Source organism: Nocardia sp. NPDC057455, from assembly GCF_042802775.1.
Lineage (GTDB): Bacteria > Actinomycetota > Actinomycetes > Mycobacteriales > Mycobacteriaceae > Nocardia.
Window position 1 is genome coordinate 117,552 of sequence record NZ_JBHVDM010000001.1, and the last position, 26,182, is coordinate 143,733.

Here is a 26,182-nt window from a genome sequence, read left to right on the forward strand (position 1 = left end):
GAGGCCGGGCCGGAAGGGTTCGATGCCCGGTTGTAGCCGACAGATCCAGCCATCGACCGCCGGACATTAAGTAAATCGCAGTTCCAGCAGGTTTTATTTGTCTACCAGCATAGAGGCGTTATATGTTATGGACTATTATCGTATAGTCGGGCAGCAGGTTGTGGTTGCTGCCTGGATGATGCAGGGCTGCCGAGGCTATCCGGCCGAAGCTGTCCGGTCGGCGCCGACACGCGGTGGCGGCTGATCGAGGGTTACTACCCGAGGAGTGGGTGTGGGTACGGTACCGGCCGGTGCGACGACCGAAATCTACTTCCGTGCGGCGGCTGCCACCTTGGTCGAGGCGGCGACGGTGATCGCGGATTTCGGGTGCTCCCCGGTAGACGTCTCCGGCATTCTCCACCGATTGCGCCGAGTCGAGCACGCGCTCGGCGTGGTCATGGACAACTTGACCGCTGCGCTGGCATCCGGACCGGCGGTCGACGACAGCGAGCAATTCTCCGAACTCGGGGAGGCGCTCGGCCGTGTCCTCGAGCGCACGCACACGGCGGCCGCGCTCGCGCACGCCTACGTCATCACGGCCGTGCCGGACGAGGTGCTCGAGGTCGTGGTGACGATAGGTCGCTGCGCCCAACTCACCGCCGCGGCGCTGGGGGCCTGCGAGCAACCGCTGCTCGGGTCGTATCGCGCCGAGCTGCTGCGCCTCGCGGTGCATGCCGAGCGGACGTTCACCCGGTGGTCGCTGGCGCGGCCGCGCACCCGCGAGGACCCGGCGGCGGAACTCGGCCGCGCGCTCGTCTCGGTCGTACACGCGTTCCTGGCGGTCGGATACGCGGCGGCAGTCGTCATCCCGGCATGAACGGCCGGGGGAAACATTGCCCGTAGGGGGTGCGGGCCAGATCGGTCGGCAAGGTGGGTGAGTGCCGCGCTATGTGTCCATGAATTCTTTCGAAGAAGTTGCTATCACCTCGGCAAACGCGACTTTAGTTAGTGGTTGTTCATGTCGTGTGATAGAACTCACTGGCGAAACGAAGGGGACAGTTCGACATGGAACCGACAGCTAAGCAACGCGCGGCGATGAACATCATCTGCGACACCTTCAACCCGGGCGACGGGCTTACGCTGCCGCCGGCGAGCGCGCTCGGCGCCGTCGACACCGTCTTCGAGTTGCTGGGGCGCAATCCCCGCGAGGCCGAGAAGAAGCAACTTGCCACGCTGCTGAACCTGTGGGATTCGCGGCTGGCGGGCCTGCTCACCGGCAGTGGTCCCCGGCGTTTCTCCAGCCTGGCACAGGCGGAACGGGAACGGGTATTGCTGCGCCTGGCCGATTCCCGCTTCGAGTCCGTGCGGGTGATCTTCCAGGCGCTCAAACAGGCGTCGCTGCTGTCCTACAACGTCACCCCCGGCCCGGCGGGCGTCAATCCGCTGTGGAAGGAGATCGGGTATCCGGCCCCGGCCGGTCCGCTCCAGGCGGCGCCCGCGCCCGCGTTGACTCCGCTGCACTTCGGCGAAGCCACTGAACTGCACTGTGACGTCGTGGTCGTCGGTTCCGGCGCCGGAGGCGGTGTCGCCGCCGCGGTGCTGGCCGAAGCGGGCCTCGACGTCGTCGTGCTGGAGCGTGGAAACTACTACGACGACCGCGATTTCGGCACCGGCGAGCTCGGCGGGCTGCAACACCTGTACGCGCCGGGACCGCCCGGATCCACCGAAGGCCAGATCACCCTCGTCGCGGGCACCTGTTTGGGCGGCGGGACGGTCGTGAACTGGAGCACGTCCTTGCCGACGCCGCAGGACGTCCGGGCGGAGTGGGCCGCGCTGGGCGCCGCCCAGTTCGCCGAGGCCGAGTTCGACCAAGCGCTCGAGGTGGTGCGACGGCGGCTCGGCGTCACCGACCAGCGGTCGATGTTGTCGGCCCGCGACGGTGTTCTCGAGCGCGGCGCCCAGGCGTTGGGCTGGGAAGTGGACACGTTGCCGCGCAACGTCACCGACGCCTGCGATGCCGGCGTGGAGTGCGGTCGCTGCGGATACGGCTGCCGGCTGGGCGCCAAACAGTCGGTGACCAAGACCTGGCTCGCCGACGCGGCCGATCGGGGCGCTCGGCTCGTCGTGGACGCCGATGTACGGCGGATCACCGTGCACGGCGGTCGGGCGCAAGGAGTTTCGGCGGTCACCTCCGGTGGTGTGGCGATCGAGGTGCGCGCTCGGGCGGTGGTGGTGGCGGCCGGCGCGATCCAGACCCCGGCGTTGCTGCGGCGCTCCGGATTGCGCAACGACAACATCGGCCGCCATCTGCGGCTGCATCCGGCGGCCGCGGTGTTCGGCGTGTTCGAGGAAGAGATCCGGCCGTGGGAAGGCGGCTTGCAGACCCGGATCTGCCGCAGGCACAGTGACCTGGACGGCAACGGCTACGGCGTGATCTACGAAACCGGCCCGATCCATCCGGGTCTCGCCACCGGGTTCATGAGCTGGCGTGGCGCCGCGGACCATCGGGCCACCATGCTCGATTTCGCGCATTCGAACGCGATCGGCATCATCACTCGCGACCGTGATTCGGGTACCGTGTCCGTCGATCGCGCCGGTGAGCCGATCGTCAACTACCGGTTGTCGGACTACGACGCCGCCCATTTGCACACCGGTTTCGAGGGCGCGGCGAGCATCCTGGAGGCAGCGGGGGCGCAGCGCATCTTCTCCGGGCATCAGGCCGGCATCTCCTATGAGCCGGGCCGGCGCGGCTCGCATGCCGAGTTCGCCGCCGCATGCCGGGCCGCCGGGTACGGGCCGGGACAGTGTTCCCTGGGCGCGCTGCACATCATGGGCTCGGCGCGGATGGGTGGCTCACCGGACACCTCGGCCACCAACCCGGACGGCGCCACCTGGGAGGCGGCGAACATCGTCGTCGCCGACGCGTCCTGCTTCCCCACGGCCTCGGGTGTCAACCCCATGGTCTCGATCGAGGCGATCGCCTACATGAACGCGAAACGGCTTGCCGCGCAGCTGGTCTGAGCACCCATCGGGCGGTCAGAGCGCGCGGATGCCGTCGAGCACCGCGCGCAGGACGCCCAGATCCGACTCCGGTCCCGCTGCGGGCGGTGCCGACCGGCAGATCAGCCTGCCGTCGTCGAGCAGGTCGCCGATGAGGACCTTCGTCATCGTCAGCGGCAGGCGCAGTCGCGCGGACACCTCGGCCACCGACTGCGGGGTGCGGCACAACTCCACGATCGCCGCGTATTCCGGTTCGGTGCGCCGCAGCGCGGCGCCGGGCGCGCTGTCGACCACCAGGGTGACCAAGTTCAGTTCCGGGCGCACGGCACGACCCCGGCCGCGGGTGATGGCGAAGAGCCGGACCAACGGACCGGCGTCTTCCTCGTACCAGGGATCGTGCTGATAACTCATGGCTGTGTCGAAGCGGGTGGGTGCGGGCGCGTATCGACCGACAGGTGTGTTCCGACTCGCTGCACCGTCTGGTTCATCTCGTAGGCCACCATACCCATATCGGCGGTCTCGGACGCCATCAGCGCCAGGCACGCGTTGGCCCCCGCGGTGGTGACGAACAGCACCGCGCGGTCGAGTTCCACCACGGTCTGGCAGACGCCACCGGCGTCGAAATGATGACCCACACTGCGGGACAGGCTGTGCAGAGCCGACGCCATCGCGCAGAACCGCTCGGCGTCGGCCTTGTCCAGCTGGGCCGAATGGCCGATCAGCAGGCCGTCCGAGGACAGCAGGACCGCGGACTGGGCTCCGACCAGTCCGGTGACCAGCTCGTCGAGCAGCCAACCGAGGCCGGTTCCCTGGGAAGTAGTCATCGTCGCCTTCTGCATGTCTATGGGATTGCGGACTAGTCGAAGTCGGGACGCTTCCGGCGTCCCTGGCGGGTCCCGCTCTCGATGGCACTCATCAGATTGCGTGCTTCATCGGCGGTCCGCTGCCGAACCGGGGCCGCGGCGGGCGGCGCCGATTGCTCGTCGGCGGACTGGCGTCGGCGGCGTGGCAACGGTGGCCTGCCATCCGGCGCAGTCGCGGCATATGGAGCGGCGCCGGTGTCGAATCCACGACTGTCGGTGTGCGGGTCCGATGCCCGGGACTGGTCGGAGGACGAGGTGAACCATGCCGACCGTCCCGTGCCCGGCGCAGGCCGAGGGGGTGCGTTGTCCGGCATCGGCGTCGGCACGGGCTCGATACTGTCGCCGTCGTTCTGTTCGCGTGGTTGCGTCCCCGATTGCAGAAGCGCGTTCGGAATCAGTACCACCGCCCGCACGCCGCCGTAGACCGATTCACCCAGACGCACCGAGACACCGTGACGGTGGGCCAGTTTCGCGACCACGAACAACCCCAGCCGGGTATCGCTGGACAGGGTCACCACACTGAAATCGGGTGGGTTGGACAGCAACTCGTTACGCGCGGCGAAGTCGGCCTCCGACATACCGAGCCCTTGGTCGATGATCTCGACCGCCACACCGCGCCCGACCACGACGCCGGACACCTCCACGCGCGCCTGCGGGGGTGAGAAGGCCGTCGCGTTGTCCATCAGCTCGGCCATCAAGTGGATCAGGTCGGCGACGGCGTTGCTCGACACCTGGGTCTCCGGCAGCCGGCCGGTCTGGATCCTGGCGTAGTCGAGGCTTTCCGCGACGGCGGCGCGGACCAGGTCGAGCAGCGGCACCGGCTTGCGCCAGCGCCGGCCCGGCTTCTCGCCACCGAGGATGATCAGGTTCTCCGCGTTGCGCCGGGCCCGCGTCGCCAGGTGATCGAGCTGGAACAGCAGCTCGAGCTGGTCGGCGTTCTCCTCTTGGCGTTCGGCCTGGTCGAGCAGGGCGAGCTGGCGGTGCACCACGACCTGGCTGCGATGGGCGATGTTGAGGAACACCGCGTTGACGCCCGCCCGGGTCTTCGCTTCCGCGACCGCGGCCGACACGGCCGCGATATGGGCGCGGTTGAAGGCGTCGGCCACCTGGCCCAATTCATCGGTGCCGAAATCGAGACGCGTGAGTTCGGTTTCGGAGTCGAGGCTTTCACCTCGACCGAGTTTTTGCATGACTTCGGGCAACTGCTGGTCAGCCAATTCCAGGGTGTCGCGCCGCAGCCGCCGCATGCGCGCGATGAACCGATTGGCCAGGACCATCGCCGCGAGGAAGGCGAGCGTCGCGACCAGCAGAACCGCCGCGCCACCCAGCATGGACTGCTGCGCGGTCCGGTCGCCGCGCTCGCGTGCGATGGCGTGCGCGTCGCGGCTCTGATCGTCCCACAGCTTCAGCAGGTTCGCCCCGACCTGCCCGGAAGCCTCTTGCCATGCCGCGACATCCATGGGCACCGGCTCGGTTCTCGCGGTGGAGCGGCCGCTCTGGCTTCGGCCGGTGCCATCGGTGGACCGAGTGGAGTCGTCGAAGTCCGAGCCCGCCTCCACCGGTCCTCGCAGCAGCACCGCGTCCTGCATCGCGAGCACCTTATGATAGGCCGGTCCGTCGGTGATCTGCTGCAGTTGAGCGAGGCGAGTGCCCTTCAGCACGCGGCCGGAATAGGCGATCTGACTGCGGAATTCGCCGAGCAACCGGCTGAATACGGTCAGTTGCTCGGGGGTGTGCTCACCGACGGTCACCGCCACCGCGCCCAAGGTGTCCGCCATCGACAACGCTTCGGCCGCGCGCAAGGGCTCGACGCCGTAGTTCAGTTCCATGGCGATGTCGGCTTCCGGCGCCACCCGGGCGGCGAGCGTCGACGCGGCGATGATCGTGCCGATCACCCCACTGAAGACCTCGAAGACCTCCTTCGGCACGGCCTGGCGGGTGTCGACCCCGGCGCGCAGCGTCGGAACCAGCGCGAAGAGCTTGTTGTAGCCCTCGATATCGGAGGCGGATCCACCGGGGTTCAGTTTGCGGGCGGCATCGCCTTTGGCTATCACCGCCGCCAGCCCCGCGTCCGAGCGCTGGCGCGCGGCGGCGAGTTCACCGACGATTTCGGTGTCGCCGGCCAGATACAACAGCGACAGGCGCCGCTCCTCCTGGAACGACTGCACCATGAGAATGGCCGGCGCCGTCGTACTGCTGGCCAACTCCGCCCATTCCTTCGCTGCCTGAGCGGATCGCACCAGGTAGCCCGCCGCACCCACCCCGATCGTGAGTAGCGTGACGCTCGATATGAGCACGATGGCCAGCAGTCGTACCCGAACACCGACTCGACCACGGACATCACGCTGGCTCGACCGAACCACTCCCACAGCGGATTCGCGTAGCTCAGACCACTTGCTCACGGCTTGAAATGCCTACCTTTGACACGGCCCCGCCCGATCCGGGCGGTACCTCACCTGTACCCGTCCGAAGAATAACGAAAGTGTAGCGATTCGATCGCGAATCACATGTTTTTGTGACACTCGACAAGTGAACCGCAATTATTCCAAAATTTGGCTGTGCATGCTGTAGGACGACACCGATGGCGCATGAAGCGGGAAGTGCCGGTCACGCGGATGACGTCGTGCGGTGTCGTCGAATCGTAATCGTCGAATCAGAGCAAATCTCTATTGCTAACTAACCGCCAGTTCTGGTCATAAAAATTGTCGGCGAGCTCGGGCGTCGGTCACGCAGGATGGCCTGGTTGCCCCTCCGGCCGAGTCGGTCGGATGCGGCTCGGAGATGGGCTTACCGAGCCCATCTCAACCGAGCGATGATATAGCGCGGCTTCGAATTCGAGTTCCCGCCGCTGGAGACAATCCGCGTCAGCCGGCCCGCAACTCGAGGGCAGCGACGACGCAGTGCAATATCGCCACGGGATCCAGGCCAGGGGCGCGACGACTTCGGCGGTCCGCGGGAAGCTTGGCTGTCTCCCTGTCGCCCCGTGAGTCGATGACGACATCGGGCCCACACTCGAGATGCAGGCCGCCGGGAACGGTGCCGGTCGCCCGGCAGGCTCGGAAGAACGCGCTGATCGCGTCGATGACACCCTCGACCCGAAGGGGAACGGGACCGTGCCTCGTTCGCCTGACGGGCATCGGATCGCACACCCAGCAGACCGGGGTCTCGCACGCGGCGGCCGCGGCGAACAACGCCGGTAGCGTGTCGAGAGTGCGGGCGACGCCGAGCCGGGGGACCAGCGTGAGTCTACCCGGCTGCTTCTGCGGATTCAGCGCTCGGCACAGGTGCTCGACGTCGTGCGGTGTGGTCGTGGGACCGAGCGCTACCGCAACGGGGTTGCCGACACTCGTGGCGAACCGCACTCGGTCGGGCGCGGGATTGCCGATCCACAACAGGTGTGCCGAACGATCCCACCACCGCCCGTCCGGTCCCTGACGGGCCGGCGCCGCCGCGTACGGCAGCCTCGGCTCCCGCGAGACACGCGGCGGCACAATCGAATTGTGCAATTCGTGACCGCCCGGCGGTGCGATCGCGGCGATGGGCAACAGTCCGCCGACCGCGCGGAGCAGATCGCGTCGCACCGGCTCACGGCACCGATCCGCGGCGCGGTGCAGCATGTTCACGCACAACGTGAGCGGCAGGCGATCGCCGGGCCACTCGTCGAGCGCCGCGGCAGCGCGAAGGTATCCGGGCTGCCGCCTGGGCGCTCGTTCTATGGTGACGGACGTTTCTCCGAGCACATGCGCCATGACCGCCGCTGTGGCGTGTATCAGTGCCCGGCGGTCGGCGACTGCGCGGGATCGGCCCCCTGACGAGGCGTCGTCGCGGCCGCCGAGGTGCAGCACGAAGCCCTCGCCGTGCGTCGCCTTCGCCAAACCGGTTGTGAGCGCGTCGCATTCGTCCGGGTGGACCAGTGCGCGCAGCGGCCGCGAACGCTGCGCGCCGGTCGGCGGGGTCGCGGATGCCTCGCCGTACTGCTCGCCGCCCCGGAGTTCGTGCGCCGCGAAGGGTTGTCTCGAGATCGCGAACGTCGCCGCCCGCGCAGGCGCCGGTTCGTCGGCCCAAGGTCGATCGTCGCCGGTCGTAGCGGTGAAGTCGGGTGGAACGACGTCCGGATTGAACGATTCCCGGACATAACAGAGCGGCCGGTCGCCGAGCAGCATGACGTATGCGCGCGCTGCGCACACCCGCCCGTCCGGCCACGTCATCACACCGGTCCGCAGTAGGTGGCGTCGCTGGGATACCCCACGGGAGATCAAACCGGACCCGATCGGCACCCCCACATCGTCCAATCCGGACGCGGCCGCGCCCGATCGCCCGGCGACGACGTAGTTCACGGACGCGGTGACCAAATCCGCGTTGACCAGACAGGAATGGCGGACGAGGACGCGATCGGCACCGGACACGCGCAGGGCATCGGTGACGGTGTTCGGTAGCAGACCGGCCGCGACAGCGTCTTGGCGCAACACCCGCACGTGCAGGTCGGTGCCCAATATCGCCGACAGGGCGGGCGTGGTGAATCCGTCGCTCGCCAGCAGCATCCTGGTCAGGGGGTGGCCGAATCGCCTTATGTCGCTGTGGTTTCGGAAACCCGAACCACCGGGCGGGCAATCACCCGGTGGTTCGGGGCCGGTGTGCGTGATCGTCACGACCGGCTCCGTGCACTGACTATCACGAGAGATCCGTACGAGACCGGCGCTAGAGGATGGGCGCGCCGGTTGCTGTCGGGGGGAGCACGGGGCGAGCCACTGCTGCGACTTCCTCGTCCGTCCTGGGCCGAGCGGTCAGGCCGAGCACCGGTTCGGTCGTGATCCGTAGCTCGCCGGTGGTGGTGTCGGCCAACGGGTCGCGCCAGTGATCCCACACCACGGACATGTCGAGGTGACCCATGTACTCGAGATTCGCCGACTCCGCATGGAGATGTTCGGCCGCGGAGATGATGGTTTCGGTCGCGGTGCGCTGTTGCGCTCCCGAGGACTCGTCCATGTCGGTCAGGCCCGCCATGATCTCGGTGAACTGGGCCTGCTTCGTATCGCCGCTGTGCCCGGTCGTCAGGGTGCCCGCATGCGCGAAATATTCCTCCGAGCCGACGTACTGCTCGTACATGCGCGAGACCAGGACCAGGAATCGGGTGTAAGCCCGGCGGTAGGCGTGCTCGTAGAAGGCCAGAGCGTCGGATTCGCTCAGTTCACCGCGCGACACCGTCGCGATCGCCGCGGCGGCGACCAGCCCCGAGTACGTCGCCAGATGCACGCCGCTGGACAGCAGCGGATCGAGGAAGCAGGCCGCGTCGCCGACGACGACCCAACCGCGACCGCTGAACCGGTCGGAGGTGTAGGAGTAGTCCTGCTCCGCCTTGACCCCCGCGACCTGCCGCGCGCCCGCGAGCAGCTTGCCCATCGCCGCACTGTCGCCGATGGTCTCCAGGTAGTACGCCTCGCGGCCTTGTTCCCGAAGCTTCGGGGCGGCTTTGCGCGCGGAAACGACGTAGCCGACGCTGTGGTGGCCGTTCGAGAGCGGAATATTCCAGAACCAGCCGCCCTCGGGCGTGGACACCACATTGATCGCCCCCTCCGGACTGTCCGGATGTAGGTGCGCGCCTTCCCAATACGACCACACGGCCACGTTGCGGAAGGCCGGGTGCTGCTGACGCTCGACGACTTGGTGTTTGGCCAGCACACCGGCCCGGCCGGACGCGTCGACGAGGAAATCGATCCCGGTGGTGTGGATCCGGTCGTCACCGTCGACGGTCCACTCGACGGCCGTCGGCCGGTCGCCCTCGAACAAGACGTTGGTGACCGTCGCCCGCTCGATCACCTCCGCGCCTTGCTCGGCCGCGTTGCGCAACAGAAGATCGTCGAAGACGTCACGCTGAACTTGCCACGACCATGCCTCCGCGTCCACCAGTTTGGACCAGTCCAGCAGCCAGTCGTCGTTCTGCCACTGGAAGTGGCCTCCTCGTTTGACCTGGAAGCCATGAGCGGCAACCGCGTCGTAGGCGCCGGAGAGGCGCAGGGTCGACAGAACCGAGGCCAACAGGCTTTCACCGATGTGATACCGGGGAAACTTATCTCGTTCCAGGAGGGTCACCCGGACCCCCGATTTGGCGAGCAGGGCTGCGGTGGTGGACCCGGCTGGGCCGCCTCCGATGACCAGAACGTGCGGATTGTCCATAGCGAACTCCCTGGAACTGCCGACAACGGATCGTGCACCCACTTCGGTGGCAAACAGCTCCGAGCGGCCCCACGGTCTTGGGAGAGCCCGGACGAATATTGCCACTGATTAGCCATGCTAACGGTGCACGGTCTGATTCTAGCAATTGATAGCGAAACTGCAAGATATACAAGGCATTTGACAACCTCTAGCAGCGCCGGTTCGTAATTGCTACAGGATTGCCAAAATCCCCGCACGAGGTCGCCCTGCCGATTCGTTGTGACTCGGCCCGAACTGCGGTGCCCAACTGATCGAGCAGCGCGGTCAGCGCGAAAACCGTTGCGGGGAAAAATAATTGGCCATTGCGGCGAAGCCACGGCTGATGAGGTGCGATGTCTGGGGTGGGCAAGGGCGGTGCACGTCGTATGGTCATCACCCCACTCTCCCTACGGATTCAGGATACGGCGCGCACTCCGGCCGCACGAGCCGTTCACCCAGAGTTACCCCGCCGCTGGGCCCGGATCGGCGCCCGGCCAACTCCGGGCGACGACCGAACCAGGTGGGACACGTTGCGGCGCGGTCAATTTGCCGGACTGCGTGACCTGCGTAGTAGGGAATTTAGAGGTGTCGGAGGATGTGACATTCGGTCAGGGGCCCTCTGCGTCGACGTCGAATCCGCGCTGCTACGCGGGATTCGATACGGTCCGACGCGGTGGCGGTGATCGGGGTGTTCGTCGAGACGGTCGCAAACGGCGACAGGCGATGCGAATTCGTGGCCGGGCCGACCGGCTTGTCACCCGAGTGCGGTCACGCCCTCGGCGATGTCCCCGCGCGCAAGCCGACGGGAGTGGACGGGACCGAGCAGGTCGGAGCGGCGGTGTGGGAGCGCTTCGTCGGCACCACCTCCGAAGCGGTGCTCTCCTCGACACCGAGATCGAATGCGTAGTCGGGACCCGTTGATACCGCCCTACGATGGGCTGTGCTGGGGCCGATGCGGCCGGTGAGTTGTCCGCACCATCGTGCGCCGAGGTGGGCTTTGGCGGCGACGGTCGCGTCCTTTTCCCGCCGGAATCGTGAGCTCGGTGTTCTTAACGTCGGTGCGATGGAAACCGATCTTATTCCCGAAGCGCGGCTCAGCACCGCGTTGCGGACCTCCGTCGTGTGGTTCATGGCGCTCGCGGCCGCGCTGGGCACCGCCGGTATCTATCCGCTGCAACCGGCCATCGCGGAAGTGGCCGACTCGATGCACACCTCGATCGCGGCGGTCGGCATGGCTCTGGCCTGCGGACCGATCGGCTACGTGGTGGGCTTGGCGCTCCTGGTGCCACTGGTGGACCAGTTCGCACCGCGCATCGTGTTGTCGGCCCAATTCGGCGCGCTGGCGGTCACCTCGGCGGTGAGTGCGGTGGTCGGCTCGCCCTGGCTGCTCGGCTTCGTCGTCGGCCTGGTCGGGGCGGGCTCGTCGGCCGGTGCTCAATTGAGTTCGATCGCGGGGCGTTTCGCGCATCCGTCGCGGCAGGCCACGGCGCTGGGGATCGTGACAGCGGGTATTTCGGCGGGGATCATCGCGGGCCGGATCGTCGGAGGGTGGCTGACGGAGCTCATCGGCTGGCGCGCGATGCTCGCCACGTTCGCAGTGGCTTGCGCCGTCATCGCGGCGATCGCCCGCTTCGTGCTACCTGCAACGCGGGGAAGTGCCGCCGACGGCTATTTGGCGACGCTGCGCGAGATCCCCGCTCTGTACAAGCGATTTCCGGCGCTGCGGTCGGCGGCCGGCCGCGGCGCCTTGTGGTTCTTCGCCTTCTGCGCGGTCTGGGCCGGGCTCACGGTCGCGCTGTCGCAGCCGCCCTACTCGTATTCGGCGGAACGGATCGGCATGTACGCCGTTGCCGGGTTACTCGGCGTCGCCGCCACGCGCATTGCGGGGACGTGGACTGATCGCGTCGGTGCGCGGCGAGTGATCCTGATCGGGCTCGGGCTCTCTGCCGCCGCCGCGGCGGCCTCGAGCGCCTTCCTGGAGCATCCCGTTGTCACCCTCGTTTGCCTCGGCCTCTTCGATGCCGGACTGTTCGCGGCCCAAGTAGCCAACCAAAGCGTGGTTCTGGCCATCGACCCGGCCGCACCGGCCCGCTTCAACAGCGCCTACATGATCGTCTATTTCATCGGCGGCAGCGCTGGTACCGCTGCCGGTGCCGCCGCCGTCGGCTGGTTCGGCTGGCCCGCCACCGCCGCTCTCGCCGCCGCGGCCATCGCTGCCGCCATGGCGTCGCTCAGGTCGTCTCGCGATATCGGGCCTTCACCGCGTTGAGCGAGCCGAGCACTCGGATTCTTCTCAGACCCTCTACTATGGTCTGTAGTAGATCCGGTCTGTGTCATGACGGGCACGTCCGGCCGGATGGGGAGCCGTGAAATCGGGAGGGACCAGCATGGAAACGATCACCGTCGAGCGCACGATCGCCGCACCTGTCGACGCGGTGTTCGACTGGATCAGCAATGCGCACAACTACACCCGCATTCCGTTGGTCCTGCACGAGCGACTCGCGGTGCCCGGCGACGAAGCGCCCTATGGGCGTGGCGCGGTTCGCGTGCTGATCTGGGCCGTCGGCGTGTTCTGGGAACGCATCACCGCTTACGACCCGCCTCGTTCGTTCGAATACCACGTCTACCGCAGCATCCCGCCCTCCAAGCACGAGACGGGGCGGGTCGGCTTCAGCGAGACCGCGGGCGGGACCCACGTGGTGTGGACCACCACCGCGCAACTCCGAATACCGCTCATCGGCGCCGCCCTCACCCGTCGAATCGTGCGGCCGCTGTTCACCTATGCGTTCGATCGGGTCCTCGACGCCGCATCTCGCGACCTCGCCGCGCAACGGGAAACCACCTGATCCGCACTCCAGGTGCCACGGGCGGCTGGAGGCCGGTCGGCGTGGTGCGCGGCTGGGCGGTCAGCTCAGTAGCCGCTGTTCGAGTTTCGCGAGGACGGATCGATTGCGCTGGGCGTCCAGGGCCAGGGCTGCGGCCCAGACGTGCGCTGAGATCACGCCGGTCTGGACGCGGTCGATCCAGTCGTGGATGGTGCTGTGCCGGTCCAGGGTGTCGTCGTCGAAGGTGATCGGTTCGAGTTCGGGCAGGTGCACGTAACGCAACTGGGTGGTCTCCCTGCCGCGGGCGTCGAAAATGCTCGCGGCCCAGACTTCCTCGGTGGTGGACGGCTCGTCCGGCGATGTGGTGGTCGTCGTGTCGGGCTGGTCGTCGATCTCGCGGACGACGGTGTCCGCGGCGGCTCGGTGGGCCAGCCCGAATCCCCACAGGCGGCCGTGCATCCCCGCCATCATCCGCCCGGCGATGTCCAGGATCGGAGAGCCCGCGACCGTGGGGCTGTCGTCGGGTGAGAATTCCGCGAAGCCCGCCGCGCTCGACGTGTCGTCGTCGCCGGTGCCGGTGAAGCCCCAGATGTGCACGAGGCCCGGGTCGCTGCTGGACGCGCTGCTGCGGCGCGAGATCATGGCCGGTAGCAGAGTATCGAGGATCGAACGGGCCGGATACCGGATCGCCGGCACGGTGTCGGAAGGACGGATGCTGCTCGAGCGCTTGTGATTTCGTCGGCCGGACATAGGCTTCTCCGTCGCGGTGTGGTTTTCGGACAAGGCATCGACCCGGTTGCAGTCAGCGTTGTCAGTGTAGATAGCCCCCCGGCCACGTTGTCGGCAACATCACATACTCACGCGCGGAGCGTGTGGCGAATGCCCGGGATCGGTCACCGGTTGTCGTCACCATGCGGAGCGGCGGTCGCAGCAGGCCGGGAGCTGTTCGTCCAGGTCTACGCAGCAACCGACGACGCGTCGAACCGTTCTCGCGGCGCGGATCTCGTCCTTCGTGTGCGGCGCCGGGGATCAGGACGCATTGACACGCGGGGCCTCATGCGGTGGTGCACGAGTCGAACAGACGGTGCGCGAGGGCCTTCGAATACCTTTCCGGTCGGCTCCGAGCAGCCGACCGGTCAGCTGGAGAGCCGTGCGGGCGGTCAGGCGGTTCGTGCCAATTGCGGTGCGGAATCGCCGATCGTGGCGCTGGTTTCGCCGATCAGGCGTTGCAGGAAAGCTTCTTGCTGCTTGCGGCCGTGGATGGCGGCGCGGTCGAGTCCGCCGGGAGCCAGGTGTGTGTAGGCAGTGCGTGCGAGGTTGACGGGGATGCGCAGCGCGGGGTACCAGGGTGGGACATAGGCGGGCAGTCCGAGAGTCCGCATCGCTTTGGGTCCGAGGAAGGCGCTGCTGACGGACAGGTGCTGGGCGCGCGCGAGGCGGCCTCGAAGACCGGGCAGGTTGGGGTAGGACCAGTGCAGCGGATCGTCGGCCATGGGACGAGCGAGTTGGCGGCTGGTCTGGTCGGGGTTGGTGATGGCGGTCAGGCAGTGGTCGAGGATTGCGATGCCGTCGCGGAAGCCGGTGGGCAGCCACTGTTCTTCGACGCCGATGAGCCAGCCGACATAGCGGGTGAGGTGGGCGGCGGCGGCCAGTTCGCGGGGGGAGAGGATCACACCGAGCGCCATACCGCCGACGACCGGTGCGAGCAGGGCGCCGACGAGGGTGGCGGCCATGTCGGTCTGGTTGATCGGCAGGCCCCACTCACCGGTGCGCCAGTCGGGCATGGCGGCGACGTGCCTGCGGACCAAGGAGTGGATCAGCCGCACGTGCAGGGTGGAGCGGTAACCGACACCGTAACGGTCCATGCCGTTCTCGGTGGACACGTCCATCGCCCATTGCAAGGTTTCGGCGAACCGGCGGGCGGGGCCTTTCTCCAGGGCGCCGGTGCGCAGGAGGGTCTTGTTGAATCCGGAGGCCAGGTAGCCGCCGATGAAGGACACGTCGCGAGCGAAATACAGCCCGTCGTTGCCGCCGGAGCGGAACACCCGCTCGCCGGCGCGCAACAGATCAGGGTCGACCCATGCCGGGGTGTCCTCGACCACGGTGAAGAAATCGCGCAGCGGCGCGGGAGCGTCGGGGATGCTGTCGACGCCCGTCCGGAGTGCCCGCTCGAACAACGGCCGCGTCACGGCCATGCCTTCGGCGTACATCCACTCGACGAGGCGGTCCATCGGCTCGTCGCCGACGAGCAGTGATTCACCGAGCAGCTGCCAGCGCTGCGGGGACGGTTTCCCGATGCGCAACAGCGCGGCGAACGGGCCGAGGCCGGGTGCCTTACGGGGCCGGTCGGGGTGCCGTGCCGGGATGGTGGCGGACGTGGTCATTGCTGGGCTCCTCATCGGGGCGGGTGATGCCGTGCTTCATCAACGGCACGATGGTGGTGCGGACAAAGGCGCGGGCACGGTCGTCATCGGTGAAGTCGACGCTGCCGCCGCCGGGAGTGAGCAGCAGCGAATGGGCGAGGCGGGCGACGAGTTCGGCGACCGGGCGCGGGTCGTAGTCGTCGACGAGGCCCGCGGACCGGGCGTGGCCGAGCATGCCGACGATGTACTCGATCCCGATGGACACCAGGCGTTCGCCCTGCACGGTAGAAAAGCGCAACGCCTCGTCGGGCGCGACCCGCAGCAACTGGGTGACCAGCCGGTGGATGCGGGTCTGCAGCAGCACGTAGAGCATCGTGTCCTCGATCTGAGCGTCCACGTCGGCGGTGGTGGCGGCGATCGCGGTGACCTCGGCGAGCATGCGGCGGGTCTCCCGGGCGAGTACCGCCTCGATCAGGTTGTCCTTGCCTGCGAACCGGCGATGAATGGTGATCCGGCTGAGCCCGGCCATGCGGGCGATGTCCTCGAGGCTTGCCCGGCGAATCCCGACCTGCAGGATTCGGTCGAGCGCGGCGTCCATGATCCTCTCGTCGACGCCGTCGATGCCCTCGGTCATGATACAAAAGTACAAAGATTGTTTCATTGAGTCAATGGTTCGCCGAATTTCCGGCGCCGACCGCTCGGCTGCGATCTCCAGGGCGGTCGTGTCGCGACGGAAGGGTAGGAGCGCGTGAGACCGCCGCTGCCCCGGTCAGCGCCGGTCTCGGCGGTCGAGATGTCGACAAGATGCGGCGCGGGGGGTCGCGCGTCGATCGAGCCGATGTCGATGGTGTGGTCCCGCGCTCGACGAGGCCAAGAGGCTCGGTCCCGCTGGTGCGTCTGGCGCGCCGAGGTTCTCGCTCGGGCCCTACCCGCACGTCATGCCGGCCCCCTATTTTCGGGCCTGGGCCGGTGTCCCGCTTTCGGCGAGTCCGGTCAAAGCCCGCGGCAACGAATCACGGTGCAGGACACCGAGGCGCTGCGTGGCGCGGGTGAGGGCGACGTAGAGTTCGGCCGCGCCGCGCGGTCCTTCGGCGAGGATCCGTTCCGGTTCCACGACCAGGACGGCGTCGTACTCCAAGCCCTTGGTTTCCGATGCCGCCACCGTGCCCGGCACATCCGGCGGCCCGATCACGACGCTGGTGCCTTCGCGACCGGCTTCATCCCGTACGAAATCCTCGATCGCAGCGGCCAATTGGTGCTCGGTGATTCGTCTGGACCATGGCTGGACACCGCACGCGCGAACCGACTCCGGTGGTTGCACCCCGGGCGCGAATTCGGCGAGCAGCGCGGCGGCGACGGACATGATCTCCGCCGGGGTGCGGTAGTTCACCGACAGCGACCGGTAGACCCAGCGGCCGGGTACGTACGGCTCCAGCATCGTGTCCCACGAGGTCGCTCCGGCGACCGACCGGCGTTGAGCGAGGTCACCGACCACCGTGAAGGATCGGCCGGGGCAGCGCCGCATCAACACTCGCCAGTCCATCTCGGACAGTTCCTGGGCCTCGTCGACCACGACGTGCCGGTAGGTCCAGTCCCGGTCTGCCGCGGCGCGTTCGGCGAGTTCGCGAGTGTCGCGTTCGAGGAAGCGATCCGCCAGGTCGTGTCCGTAGAGCATGTCCTGGGCGAGCAGGTGGTCCTCGTCGTCCATCAGGTCCTCCCGGCTGACCAGGAGGTCCAATACGCCGGCCGCGTAGGCGGCCTCGGCCTGCTGTTCCCGCTCGGCTGCGCGGTCGTCCGACCGGTCGCGGCCGAGCAAGTCGACCAACTCGTCGAGCAGCGGCACGTCCGATACCGTCCAGGCAGCGCCATCGGCGCGCCACAGCGCCTCGTCGGCGCCTGCCGCCGCCAACCGCTCGGGGGACTCGTACAGCTGCGCCAACAGGGTTTCCGGTGTCAGAATCGGCCAGAGTTCGTCGAGCGCGGCGGCGAACTGGTCGCAGTCCGCGAGCTCCGCGATCAGGTCCGTCCGCAGGTTCTCCCATGCTTCGCGCTCCTGCCGGGTCAGCCAGCCGCGGCCGATCCGGGCTATCGCTCGTTCGGTGAGCACCCATGTGACGATCTCCCGGAACACCGCGCGAGCTTCGTTGTGCGGCTGCCCGCTCGCGCGCGCCTCCTGCCTGGCCCACTCCGCGGTCTCGGCATCGATGCGCACCGTGACGTCGGTCAGTTCGATCGGTAGCGGACGCTCCGGCAGCCGCTGCCGATCGGCCACCGCTGCCGCGAGCACGTCCAGGATGTCCAGCGAGCCTTTGAGCCGGGCCGCCGCCGGGGTGTCCTCGGCCGTGACGCGCAGACCGGGCATCAAGTCGCCGGTGGTCATGAACACGACGTTCGTCTCGCCCAGCGAGGGCAGGACGCGGCTGATGTGATCGAGGAACGCCGGATTGGGCCCGATCACGAGCACGCCGTTGCGTTCCATCCGCTCGCGCTGGGTGTAGAGCAGGTACGCGACGCGGTGCAGCGCCACCACGGTCTTCCCGGTGCCGGGACCACCTTCGATCACCAGTACACCGGGGTGATCGAGCCGGATTATCTCGTCCTGCTCGGACTGGATCGTCGCCACGATGTCGCGCATTCCCGTACCGCGCGGCGCGTCGACCGCCGCGAGCAGCGCAGCGTCGCCTCGCTCGCCACCGCCGGGGCGGCCGAGCACCTCGTCGGTGAAATCGACGACGCCGCGTCCGCGGGTGTGGAATTGGCGGCGTCTGCGCATGTTCTCCGGGCTGGCGGCGGTGGCGACGTAGAACGCGCGCGCCGCAGGCGCCCGCCAATCGAGTAACAGCGGTTCGTACTCGTTCTCCTCGTCGAAGAGTCCGATCCGGCCGATGTAGGAGTGTTCACCCGACAGGGTGTCCAACCGACCGAAACACAGCCCGTTGTCCGCCACGTCCAGCCGCTTGGCCTCCTTGGCCAGCGCGCGCACCTCGACATCCCGTTCCATCGGCGTTCCGCCGTTCCCACGCAACGCCGCGGCGTAGCGACCCCGCACTCGCGCGCGTTCGGCGTCGAGCCGCGCGTAGAGCCCGGCCACATAGTCCCGCTCGGACCGCAATTCGTCCTCGTACCCCTGAGCCGACACAGGCCCCTCCTCTTTCCGGCTCGGCGATCCTGCGTGGTGCACGCGGACACTGCTCGCACTCCGCATTTCGCTACTCCCATTTCCGCAGGTTCTGGCCACGGCCAGCGATTCTGCGGCATGACCCGGGTCTTGCCGCAAGCCCCCGGGTCCGCTATAGATTGAGAGTGGAAAGAGGTTGATACCTTCCTACTGGATCAGCTTCTCGCTCTCGAGCCAGTCGTAGGCGACGTCGGCGGGATCCTCGCCATCGATGTCGACGCGGCCGTTCAGGTCCTGCATAAGCTCATCGGTGAGGTGCTCGGAGATCGTTCCGAGCAGGGTGCGCAACTGCGGGTAGCGGTCGATGATCGCACCGCGCACGACCGCGGTGCCGCTGTAGGGCAGGAAGAACTGCTTGTCGTCGTCGAGCACCACCAGCTTCAGGTTCTTGACCCGGCCGTCGGTGGTGTAGATCATGCCGAAATTGCACGGGGCGCTCTTGGCCGTGGCCGTGTAGACGACACCGGCGTCCATCCGCGTGACGTTGCCGGACGGGACACCGCCCGGATCGTTGTAGGGAATCCCGTACTTCTGCAGCATCGGAATGAAACCGTCCGAGCGACTGAAGAATTCGTCGTCGACGCAGAACGTCCGCTCGGGGATCGGAAGCGCCGCCACGTCCGACAGCGACCGGACCTTCAGGCGGTCGGCGGTCGGCGTCGACGCGCCGAACGCGTAGGTGTCGTTGAAGTTGGCCGGCGGCAGCCACTCCAGGTTGTGGTCGCGCTCCTCGATGTCGTGGACGCGCTGCCAGAGTTCGTTCGGGTCCGAGATCGTCTCGGTCTGGTTGTGATAGTTGACCCAGCCGGTGCCGGTGTACTCCCAGAGCACATCGGCGTCGCCGTTGAGCTGGGCCTGTCGAGACGACGCGGAACCCGGCGCCCCGGTCAGGTCGGTGACGCTCGCGCCCGCCGCGGCCAGGTAGGTCGCGGTGATCTTGCCCAGCAACACGCCCTCGGTGAAGCTCTTCGAGGTGACGACCAGCTTCGCGCCGTCCAGTGGCCGCGCACCGTCCGGCAGGCGCGCGTCGTGGAAGGTTCCGGATGAGCTCACCAGACCGCACCCGGCGAGCATCGCCACTACGACGAGCGTGGAAACAAGTGTGGCCAGCCGGGCTCGTGGCGATCTCATGAGATACCTCGTGGGGTCGCGGCCAATTCGACCAGTCTGCCGAGCCAGTCGATGAGCAATGCCAGAAGTCCGACCAGGATCGCGCCGGAGAGGAGCAGTTTCGGCAGGAAAAGGGTGACGCCGGTCGTGATGAGCGTGCCGAGGCTGGTCGCGCCGATGAACGTACTCAGCGTCGCGGTACCGACCAGGATCACCAGCGCGGTGCGCACCCCGTTGAGAATCACCGGCACCGCCAGCGGCAGTTCGACCTGGAACAGCGTCCGCGTGGCCGAGAACCCGATGCCCCGCGACGCCTCGATCGTGCGCTGATCGACCTGCCGGAGCCCGACGATCGTGTTCTGCAGGATCGGCAGGATCGCGTACACGACGAGACCGACGATCGCCGTACGGAATCCGGTGCCCAGCCAGAAGGTGAACAAGACCAGCAGGCCGACGGCAGGCGCGGCTTGGCCGACATTGGCGATATTGACGGCGATGGGTTCGAGCCGCCGCAACGCCGGGCGGGTCAGCGCGATGCCCAGCGGAATCGCGACGACCACCACGATCACCGTGGCCACCACGGTCAGCTCGACGTGCCGGAGGATCGTGGTCTGCAGGTTGGCCCAGCCGAGGGACGCCTTCTCCGTCGCGGTGAACGTCGTGGACCGGTACCAGATGACGTATCCGGCACCGATGACGAGGATGATGATCGGCTCGAACCACACGTCGAGCGGAACGCGGCGCAGGCGGCTCATGACTGCCCGGCCGATCCGGAATCGTCGTCCGCCGCGACCACCGGGGTCGGCGCCGGATCGGTCCCGTCGATGTACGTGGTGTAGGAAAGATCCTCCTCGTCGGCACGCCCCTCGGCGAGCTTGTTCCGGATCACCTCCGTGACGGTGCCGATGCTCAGTGAGCCGAGCACCGCGCCGCGACCATCGGTCACCAGTGCGGCGCCCTGGCTGGTGGCGAGCATCGCGTCGAGCGCGTCGTTGAGCGTCGAGGATCGTGCGACAACGGGCAATCGCCGATCGAGGTAGTCCGAGACCTCCGGTTTGGTCGCCAGCTCGGCGAGTGAGGGCCACGACCGGGGCCGCCCGGCCGCGTCGACAACGACGACCCAGGTCTGCCCGGCAGCCTTCGCGCGGTCGATCACGCTGTGCGCGGGCTCGCCGATGCGAGCGGTGATCACCTCGTCATAGGCGACGTCGCGCACCCGCGACACGGTCAGATACGCCAGCTTCGCGCCGGAGCCCACGAACTCCTCCACGAACGGCGTGGCCGGGTCGGTGAGGATTTCCTCCGGGCGCGCGTACTGCTCGACGTGACCGCCTTCGGACAGGATCAGCACCTTGTCGCCCAGCTTGGTGGCCTCCTCGAAATCGTGCGTGACGAGCACGATGGTCTTCCCGAGTTCGTGCTGGATCGCGATCAAGCTGTCCTGCAGGCGAACCCGGGTGATCGGGTCGACCGCGCCGAACGGCTCGTCCATGAGCAGCACCGGCGGGTCCGCCGCGAGCGCCCGCGCGACGCCGACCCGCTGCTGTTGTCCGCCGGACATGTCCTTGGGAAGCCGGTCGGCGAAGGTGCCTGGGTCGAGACCGACCAGATCGAGCAGGTATTCGGTGCGTTCGGCGATCCGCTTCTTGTCCCATCCCAGCACCCGCGGGATGGCGCCGACGTTCTTGGCGACCGTCCAATGGGGGAACAGGCCACCGGACTGGATGACATATCCGATCGACTGCCGCAGCTTGTCGGGGTCCTCCCTGGTGACGTCGCGACCGCCGATGAAGATCCGGCCCTCGGTCGGCTCGATCAGCCGGTTGATCATCTTGAGCGTGGTCGTCTTGCCGCACCCCGACGGGCCGACGAACGCGACGATATCGCCGGCCTCGATCTCGAGGTCGAGGCGCTGCACCGCCGGCTTCTGCTGGCCCTTGTAGCGTTTGACGACCGAGTCCAGCTGGATGGACGCACCGGTAACGGTGCGCTCCGGTGCGGGCGGTGCGGGCCGGCTGGTCACATCGTCGGTCATGACAATCCCTTTGCGATCGTGAGGCGTCCGAGCAGGACGAGGAGCGCGTCGAACACCAGCGCGATGAGGACGATGAGGATGGTGCCGGTCAGCGCCATCTCCAGGGCGTTCGCGCCACCGAGGCGGGAAAGGCCGTTGAAGATCAGCGATCCGAGGCCAGGTCCGAGGACATAGGCGACGATGGCGGCGACGCCGACGATCATCTGGGTGGACACCCTGATGCCGGTGAGAATCACCGGCCAGGCGATCGGCAATTCGACGGTCAGCAGAATGCGCCACCGCGAAAAGCCGATTCCGCGCGCGGATTCGACGACCGAGGCGGGCACCGACCGCAAACCCACGATCGCGTTGCCGATCACCGGTAACGCCGCGAAGAACGCCAGCATCACGAACGACGGGACCACGCCCAAGCCGAACGGGACCAGCAGGATCGCCAGCAATGCCAGCGAAGGAATGGTCAGCGCGACACGGCTGGAGGTCAGCGAAAGCGCGGACAACAGCGGGAGCCGATACACCACCACCGCGACGAGGACGGCGACGACCGTTCCGACCAAGACCGTCTGGAACGCCAGCGAAGCATGCTGATAAGTGAGGAACGCAAGAACTTCGCCCCGCCCTCGGATGTAGTTCCATAAATTCACGGGATTCCCATCGTCAGCCGAAGATCAGGCGGTACCTGTTCGTGATCGGTCGTCCGGGCGCGCGAGCCGTCAAAGAGTAATCGATGCCGCACGTTCGATTCCCGACGGCGCGCGGAGGGCGAATCGCCGGATAACACGGTCGTTCATCAAAGGGGCCTTTCGCTCGAACCCGACGATCGGCTCAGAGAAAACCACGCTCACCCCGGCCCGGCCAGCATTACAGTCACCCAGATCGAAATAGGCGATCCCGGCGGGAATCCGTGCCGAGGACTGGGTGCGGGGGCCGGGCTCGCCACGGGCGTCTCCGGCACCGCGCCGGGTCTGCCGCCGCTTGCGGTGTGACGATTGCGGCGCGTGTCGGTGAGTTCCAGTGCGCATCATCGTTCACCGGTCGTTTTCGACGACACCCATTTCGAGCGCCGCCCCTATGATCCGTGGTCGGCCTACGGCCAGTCCAAGACGGCCAACGTGCTGTTCGCCGTGGAAGCGGCCCGGCAATGGGCCGGCGAGGGCATCACGGTCAACGCGCTGATGCCCGGCGGAATCCAGACCAATCTGCGGCGCCACGTGTCCGACGAGGAACTCGCGGGCTCCGCGCGGCCGCAGGCGGGGCGCGCATGATGTGGAAGACGCCGCAGCAGGGTGCGGCCACTTCCGTGCTGGTCGCGACATCGCCCTTGCTCGACGGTGTCGGGGGACGCTACTTCGAGGACTGCGGCGAAGCCGAGGTCGGAGTCCTCAGCGCCCGCAACGGAGTCACCGCGCACACCCTCGACCCCGACCCCGACGCCGCCGCCCGGCTGTGGCAGGTGTCGAGCGCGATGCTGGTTGTCTGAGGGCAGGCCTGCCTCCGCGCCTTACCCCGATATCGGCCCTCGCCGACGGGAGCGGGCGAATGCCGTCCTGACAGGGCGCTGGGCATCAGGGGCGATCGACGCGATCGAGGGCGAAGCGGGCCAGATTGGTGGAGATGATCTCCGGTTGTCCGCCGGATTGTCGCGCGGCGGCGGTGAGCACGTCGATGTGGTGGTAGCCGGGGGCGGTCACCGTCTCGCCGTGACCACGCCACCCGGCCGCGATGACGACCCCGGCGCCGCCGATCAGGTTGATGGTCGGGTTGGCGAAGATGCCGCCGGGGTGCGTGCGGTGACGCGTGATGTCGGGTGCCTGCGACTGGAAGACGTCGAACGCGAGTCGCATCGGGAAGTACCACTCGGTGAAGTCCAGCGGTTGCGCCGCCAGGCTGCGTGCGAGGTCCGCGATGGCGGTGACCTCATGTGTGGCGTCGGTGAACGGTACGCCGTGGCGGTCCGATGCGCCCGCGGCCACGGCTGGTTCGTCGTAGTCGCGCCAGGTGTAGAGCGGGCCGTTCGGCTGATCGGGGATCGCCTTGCGATCCGGACCGAACAGCATGCCGGTGAGCCCGCGCAGCGCCGGCACCGCGGCGACATCACCGGGGACCGGGAAGTCCTTGTCCACTACGGTGCCGCCATCGAAGAAGCCGAATCCGGCTTGCAGCAGTGCCAGCGGCTGGGAGTTGGCGTCGAGGAACGCTCCGAGCGCGGCGGCATTGGTGATCCGGAAATCACGCACCGAGGGCGAGCCGGTCGCGGCGGCCGCCACGTTCCGCGACACCAGGACGCGGTAGGTGGCTTCCTGGTTGAGGCTGCTGGGAACGTAGGCCGCCAGATCGGATTCGCTGTCGGGCGCGAGATATGCGGCGAGCCCGGCGATTCCCAGCAGGTTCATCGTCTCCGGGTTGATGACCGCGGGCAGAGCCAGCACGCGCGGAAGGGCCCCACCGTCGAGCGCGGCCTCGACCGCGGCCGAGCCGATCCCGCCGATCGAGAGGTCGAGGAGGTCGGGGATGCCGTTGAGCGCGGACAGTGAGGTGTCTATCGAGGAATCGAGGGCGAAGTAGCCGGCGCACTGGTCGGCGCCCGCGACGCCGCCGAAATCCCATTCGGCGAAGAACGCGGTGAGGACTCCGCCCAGCGAATGACCACCGCACAACGTCTTTCGCTTCCGTGTCTCCGGATCCGGCAGTTCGGCGGTGAGCAGATCGTATTGGTCCTGCACCGTTTGCGCGACACCGATATGACCGAGCCACCCGAGTCGCTCGTTCGGCACCACGCCGCCGAAGCGGCGGCCGTCGATGTCGGCGCCGCGATAGTAGTAGTCGACCGCGAGGTGCACGTCGCGCGACGCGAGACCGGCCTGCATGCCGAGGTGGTCCTCCAGGCAGTTGGAGCGACGATCCAACGCCCAGAACTCGAGGTGCCTGCCCTGCTTCGCCGCCGCGGCGACGGTATTGCGCGCGACGCTGTCGAACGCGCCCGCGCCTTCGAAGATCCCCGGTTGCGCCACCAGAACGGCGTCGGCGTCCGCCGAGCGGGCCGGACCGGCGGCATCTCGGTAGCGCAGATACGACAGCCGGTCGCAGGCGGCTGGACGCGGCCCGACGGACTCCGGCAGCGGAATTCGACGGCTGACCACGGATTCCGCCACCGCTGTGATCGACGAGGAGGAAGCCACCGCGGTCTCGGTACGTTCCGGCCCGTTCGGCTGCGCCGTCGCGCTCGGCGCCGCGGCCGCGACGACCAGCACGGTGGTCACGATGCCGGATCTCAGGAGACGCAGAACACCGTCACGATGTCTCCCGTACCGACGGTGGCTTGTCAACGAATGTGCCGGCATCGACGACCTCTCGTCATGACAGCGGAGCAGCTGTATCACCGGCACATTCCGCACCGGCGCGATGAAACATAGGGCGCCCTCTACCGGCTGTCAACGCCAACCGAGGCGCCTACGAAACATCCCAAATCCCGGCCGGTTCGCGTTGGAACACAGCCCATATGCGTCGACGTCGAGCAGTCGCACGATCAAGGCGGAGGCCTATGGGCGAGGGGATGCTGCCGACGGTGATGTGACGCCTGCATAGCGGAAACGGTTGAACTCGCGCGGATCAGTAGATCGCAGGGCGACATTCACGCGGTGGCGGCGATCTCTTCCCGGCTGGCACGGTTCCCACTCGAACGTGGCGGTGTCCGAGCTGATGACCCTCTGATGGATCGGCCGTTGCGTCGAAGATCACCCCTCGTCCGGTCAGGTGGGCGCGCTCGGCGAGTCGGTAGTGTGGCGGGCATGCAGGTCGGGCAACCGAGTAGAACCGCGATGGCCGTCGCGCGAGCGCGGGCCTACCATCAGGCTGCCGACGAGCCCCGAGTGTTCACCGATCCTCTGGCGCAGCGGATCATCGGCGAATCCGATTTTCGGGCAAATGAATTCGACCGAGGCGTCGATCAGGATCTGGCTCGTCGCCGCCGGTTGTTCATCGCGGCGCGCAGTCGATTCGCCGACGACGTCGCGGCGGTCGCCGTCGCCCGAGGCACCCGCCAGGTGGTGATCCTCGGTGCCGGACTGAACACGACCGCCTACCGCAACACTACCGAGGGCGTGCGATTCTTCGAGGTCGACCATCCGGATACCCAGGAGTGGAAGCGGGGTCGACTGTCCGAGGCCGGAATCGCGGTCCCGCCGTCAGTGACCTTCGCCCCGATCGATTTCGAACAGTCCACGTTGGCCGCCGGGTTGGCCGCGGCCGGCTTCGACCGCACGCGCGATGCCTTGTTCATCTGGCTCGGCGTCGTCATGTACCTGACCGGGACATCGGTCGACGACACTCTTCGCTATATCGCCGATCACGGCGCGGCAGCAGAGGTGGTCTTCGACTATCTCTATCCGACCGCTCCGACATCGCGTGATCGGTCGACCGGAGCACAACGAGCGCGCGCGGATCGTGTGGCCGCGGTGGGTGAGCCGTGGCTCAGCTTCTTCACGGCGGACCAGATCCGCGCCGAATTGCTGTCCTCGGGCTTCGCTCGGGTCGAAGACCATTCCGCGACAGAGCTATTGGCGGCCTACGGCATCCGCCCCAGCACCGATGTGGATTCCGGGCCGCACCTGGTTCATGCCGGCACGATGAGCATCTAGGGG

22 protein-coding genes are annotated in these 26,182 nt (G+C 67.6%); 8 read left to right on the forward strand and 14 right to left on the reverse strand.

Annotation, left to right across the window (positions count from 1 at the left end; translation table 11 throughout):
- Positions 1–271: 271 nt before the first annotated feature.
- Positions 272–856: a hypothetical protein gene (locus ACFU5M_RS00535; RefSeq protein WP_379041631.1), complete on the forward strand. Its 585-nt coding sequence runs from the start codon at positions 272–274 to the stop codon at positions 854–856.
- Positions 857–1,044: 188 nt separating this feature from the next.
- Complete coding sequence (locus tag ACFU5M_RS00540) at positions 1,045–3,000, forward strand: FAD-dependent oxidoreductase (protein WP_379041633.1); 1,956 nt, start codon at positions 1,045–1,047, stop codon at positions 2,998–3,000.
- A 15-nt stretch (positions 3,001–3,015) separates the two neighbouring features.
- Here the strand turns inward: ACFU5M_RS00540 and ACFU5M_RS00545 are convergent, their stop codons facing one another.
- The 5 genes from ACFU5M_RS00545 to ACFU5M_RS00565 all read right to left on the reverse strand — a co-directional run bounded on the left by ACFU5M_RS00545 (position 3,016) and on the right by ACFU5M_RS00565 (position 10,016).
- Positions 3,016–3,390, reverse strand: a complete 375-nt coding sequence (locus ACFU5M_RS00545) for a DUF742 domain-containing protein (protein WP_379041635.1) — start codon at positions 3,388–3,390, stop codon at positions 3,016–3,018.
- On the reverse strand, positions 3,387–3,803 hold the full coding sequence (locus tag ACFU5M_RS00550) for a roadblock/LC7 domain-containing protein (RefSeq protein WP_379041637.1): 417 nt from the start codon (positions 3,801–3,803) through the stop codon (positions 3,387–3,389). The genes ACFU5M_RS00545 and ACFU5M_RS00550 overlap by 4 nt, the downstream gene beginning before the upstream one ends.
- Before the next feature lie 32 nt (positions 3,804–3,835).
- On the reverse strand, positions 3,836–6,139 hold the full coding sequence (locus tag ACFU5M_RS00555; RefSeq protein WP_379041639.1) for a nitrate- and nitrite sensing domain-containing protein: 2,304 nt from the start codon (positions 6,137–6,139) through the stop codon (positions 3,836–3,838).
- Between the two features lie 567 nt (positions 6,140–6,706).
- Positions 6,707–8,491 carry a 3-deoxy-7-phosphoheptulonate synthase gene (locus ACFU5M_RS00560; RefSeq protein ID WP_379041641.1) on the reverse strand — a complete coding sequence of 595 codons (1,785 nt, stop codon included), beginning with the start codon at positions 8,489–8,491 and terminating at the stop codon, positions 6,707–6,709.
- Positions 8,492–8,540: 49 nt separating this feature from the next.
- The gene (locus ACFU5M_RS00565) at positions 8,541–10,016 is read right to left on the reverse strand and encodes an NAD(P)/FAD-dependent oxidoreductase (RefSeq protein WP_379041644.1); all 1,476 of its coding nucleotides are present in this window, start codon (positions 10,014–10,016) and stop codon (positions 8,541–8,543) included.
- Between the two features lie 691 nt (positions 10,017–10,707).
- Here ACFU5M_RS00565 and ACFU5M_RS00570 point away from each other — a divergent pair.
- The 3 genes from ACFU5M_RS00570 to ACFU5M_RS00580 all read left to right on the forward strand — a co-directional run bounded on the left by ACFU5M_RS00570 (position 10,708) and on the right by ACFU5M_RS00580 (position 12,880).
- A complete protein-coding gene (locus ACFU5M_RS00570) occupies positions 10,708–10,941 on the forward strand; it encodes a hypothetical protein (RefSeq protein WP_379041646.1) in 234 nt (77 codons plus the stop codon).
- A 90-nt stretch (positions 10,942–11,031) separates the two neighbouring features.
- On the forward strand, positions 11,032–12,303 hold the full coding sequence (locus tag ACFU5M_RS00575) for an MFS transporter (RefSeq protein WP_379041648.1): 1,272 nt from the start codon (positions 11,032–11,034) through the stop codon (positions 12,301–12,303).
- Between the two features lie 118 nt (positions 12,304–12,421).
- Complete coding sequence (locus ACFU5M_RS00580) at positions 12,422–12,880, forward strand: SRPBCC family protein (protein WP_379041650.1); 459 nt, start codon at positions 12,422–12,424, stop codon at positions 12,878–12,880.
- Between the two features lie 60 nt (positions 12,881–12,940).
- Here ACFU5M_RS00580 and ACFU5M_RS00585 read toward each other — a convergent pair whose 3' ends face one another.
- The 8 genes from ACFU5M_RS00585 to ACFU5M_RS00620 all read right to left on the reverse strand — a co-directional run bounded on the left by ACFU5M_RS00585 (position 12,941) and on the right by ACFU5M_RS00620 (position 22,186).
- Positions 12,941–13,609, reverse strand: a complete 669-nt coding sequence (locus ACFU5M_RS00585; protein WP_379041652.1) for a hypothetical protein — start codon at positions 13,607–13,609, stop codon at positions 12,941–12,943.
- A gap of 410 nt (positions 13,610–14,019) precedes the next feature.
- Positions 14,020–15,243, reverse strand: a complete 1,224-nt coding sequence (locus ACFU5M_RS00590) for an oxygenase MpaB family protein (RefSeq protein ID WP_379041654.1) — start codon at positions 15,241–15,243, stop codon at positions 14,020–14,022.
- Positions 15,194–15,856: a TetR/AcrR family transcriptional regulator gene (locus tag ACFU5M_RS00595; RefSeq protein ID WP_379041656.1), complete on the reverse strand. Its 663-nt coding sequence runs from the start codon at positions 15,854–15,856 to the stop codon at positions 15,194–15,196. Before ACFU5M_RS00595 ends, ACFU5M_RS00590 begins: the two co-directional genes overlap by 50 nt.
- Before the next feature lie 315 nt (positions 15,857–16,171).
- Positions 16,172–18,361, reverse strand: a complete 2,190-nt coding sequence (helR, locus tag ACFU5M_RS00600; RefSeq protein WP_379041658.1) for an RNA polymerase recycling motor ATPase HelR — start codon at positions 18,359–18,361, stop codon at positions 16,172–16,174.
- Between the two features lie 186 nt (positions 18,362–18,547).
- On the reverse strand, positions 18,548–19,531 hold the full coding sequence (locus tag ACFU5M_RS00605; RefSeq protein ID WP_379041660.1) for a glycine betaine ABC transporter substrate-binding protein: 984 nt from the start codon (positions 19,529–19,531) through the stop codon (positions 18,548–18,550).
- The gene (locus tag ACFU5M_RS00610) at positions 19,528–20,265 is read right to left on the reverse strand and encodes an ABC transporter permease (protein WP_379041662.1); all 738 of its coding nucleotides are present in this window, start codon (positions 20,263–20,265) and stop codon (positions 19,528–19,530) included. Before ACFU5M_RS00610 ends, ACFU5M_RS00605 begins: the two co-directional genes overlap by 4 nt.
- Positions 20,262–21,545 carry an ATP-binding cassette domain-containing protein gene (locus ACFU5M_RS00615; RefSeq protein WP_379041664.1) on the reverse strand — a complete coding sequence of 428 codons (1,284 nt, stop codon included), beginning with the start codon at positions 21,543–21,545 and terminating at the stop codon, positions 20,262–20,264. Before ACFU5M_RS00615 ends, ACFU5M_RS00610 begins: the two co-directional genes overlap by 4 nt.
- On the reverse strand, positions 21,542–22,186 hold the full coding sequence (locus ACFU5M_RS00620; RefSeq protein WP_379041666.1) for an ABC transporter permease: 645 nt from the start codon (positions 22,184–22,186) through the stop codon (positions 21,542–21,544). The genes ACFU5M_RS00615 and ACFU5M_RS00620 overlap by 4 nt, the downstream gene beginning before the upstream one ends.
- A 360-nt stretch (positions 22,187–22,546) precedes the next feature.
- On the opposite strand from ACFU5M_RS00620, the gene ACFU5M_RS00625 reads away from it, so the two are divergent.
- Both ACFU5M_RS00625 and ACFU5M_RS00630 read left to right on the forward strand, forming a co-directional pair.
- On the forward strand, positions 22,547–22,807 hold the full coding sequence (locus ACFU5M_RS00625) for an SDR family NAD(P)-dependent oxidoreductase (RefSeq protein ID WP_379041669.1): 261 nt from the start codon (positions 22,547–22,549) through the stop codon (positions 22,805–22,807).
- Entirely contained in the window at positions 22,804–23,022 is a 219-nt protein-coding gene (locus tag ACFU5M_RS00630) for a hypothetical protein (protein WP_379041671.1), read from the forward strand. Before ACFU5M_RS00625 ends, ACFU5M_RS00630 begins: the two co-directional genes overlap by 4 nt.
- A gap of 85 nt (positions 23,023–23,107) precedes the next feature.
- Here the strand turns inward: ACFU5M_RS00630 and ACFU5M_RS00635 are convergent, their stop codons facing one another.
- Positions 23,108–24,802 carry a hypothetical protein gene (locus ACFU5M_RS00635; RefSeq protein WP_379041673.1) on the reverse strand — a complete coding sequence of 565 codons (1,695 nt, stop codon included), beginning with the start codon at positions 24,800–24,802 and terminating at the stop codon, positions 23,108–23,110.
- Positions 24,803–25,360: 558 nt separating this feature from the next.
- Between ACFU5M_RS00635 and ACFU5M_RS00640 the strand changes: the two genes are divergently transcribed.
- Positions 25,361–26,179, forward strand: coding sequence for a class I SAM-dependent methyltransferase (locus ACFU5M_RS00640; RefSeq protein ID WP_379041675.1), 819 nt, complete (start codon positions 25,361–25,363; stop codon positions 26,177–26,179).
- Positions 26,180–26,182 lie beyond the last annotated feature (3 nt).

Coding starts and splice junctions, on each gene's coding strand:
- ACFU5M_RS00540 (WP_379041633.1), top strand. CDS start 1,045: ATGGAACCGACAGCTAAGCAACGCGCGGCGATGAACATCATCTGCGAC.
- ACFU5M_RS00545 (WP_379041635.1), bottom strand. CDS start 3,390: ATGAGTTATCAGCACGATCCCTGGTACGAGGAAGACGCCGGTCCGTTG.
- ACFU5M_RS00550 (WP_379041637.1), bottom strand. CDS start 3,803: ATGACTACTTCCCAGGGAACCGGCCTCGGTTGGCTGCTCGACGAGCTG.
- ACFU5M_RS00565 (WP_379041644.1), bottom strand. CDS start 10,016: ATGGACAATCCGCACGTTCTGGTCATCGGAGGCGGCCCAGCCGGGTCC.
- ACFU5M_RS00580 (WP_379041650.1), top strand. CDS start 12,422: ATGGAAACGATCACCGTCGAGCGCACGATCGCCGCACCTGTCGACGCG.
- ACFU5M_RS00585 (WP_379041652.1), bottom strand. CDS start 13,609: ATGTCCGGCCGACGAAATCACAAGCGCTCGAGCAGCATCCGTCCTTCC.
- ACFU5M_RS00590 (WP_379041654.1), bottom strand. CDS start 15,243: ATGACCACGTCCGCCACCATCCCGGCACGGCACCCCGACCGGCCCCGT.
- ACFU5M_RS00595 (WP_379041656.1), bottom strand. CDS start 15,856: ATGACCGAGGGCATCGACGGCGTCGACGAGAGGATCATGGACGCCGCG.
- ACFU5M_RS00605 (WP_379041660.1), bottom strand. CDS start 19,531: ATGAGATCGCCACGAGCCCGGCTGGCCACACTTGTTTCCACGCTCGTC.
- ACFU5M_RS00610 (WP_379041662.1), bottom strand. CDS start 20,265: ATGAGCCGCCTGCGCCGCGTTCCGCTCGACGTGTGGTTCGAGCCGATC.
- ACFU5M_RS00615 (WP_379041664.1), bottom strand. CDS start 21,545: ATGACCGACGATGTGACCAGCCGGCCCGCACCGCCCGCACCGGAGCGC.
- ACFU5M_RS00630 (WP_379041671.1), top strand. CDS start 22,804: ATGATGTGGAAGACGCCGCAGCAGGGTGCGGCCACTTCCGTGCTGGTC.
- ACFU5M_RS00640 (WP_379041675.1), top strand. CDS start 25,361: ATGGCCGTCGCGCGAGCGCGGGCCTACCATCAGGCTGCCGACGAGCCC.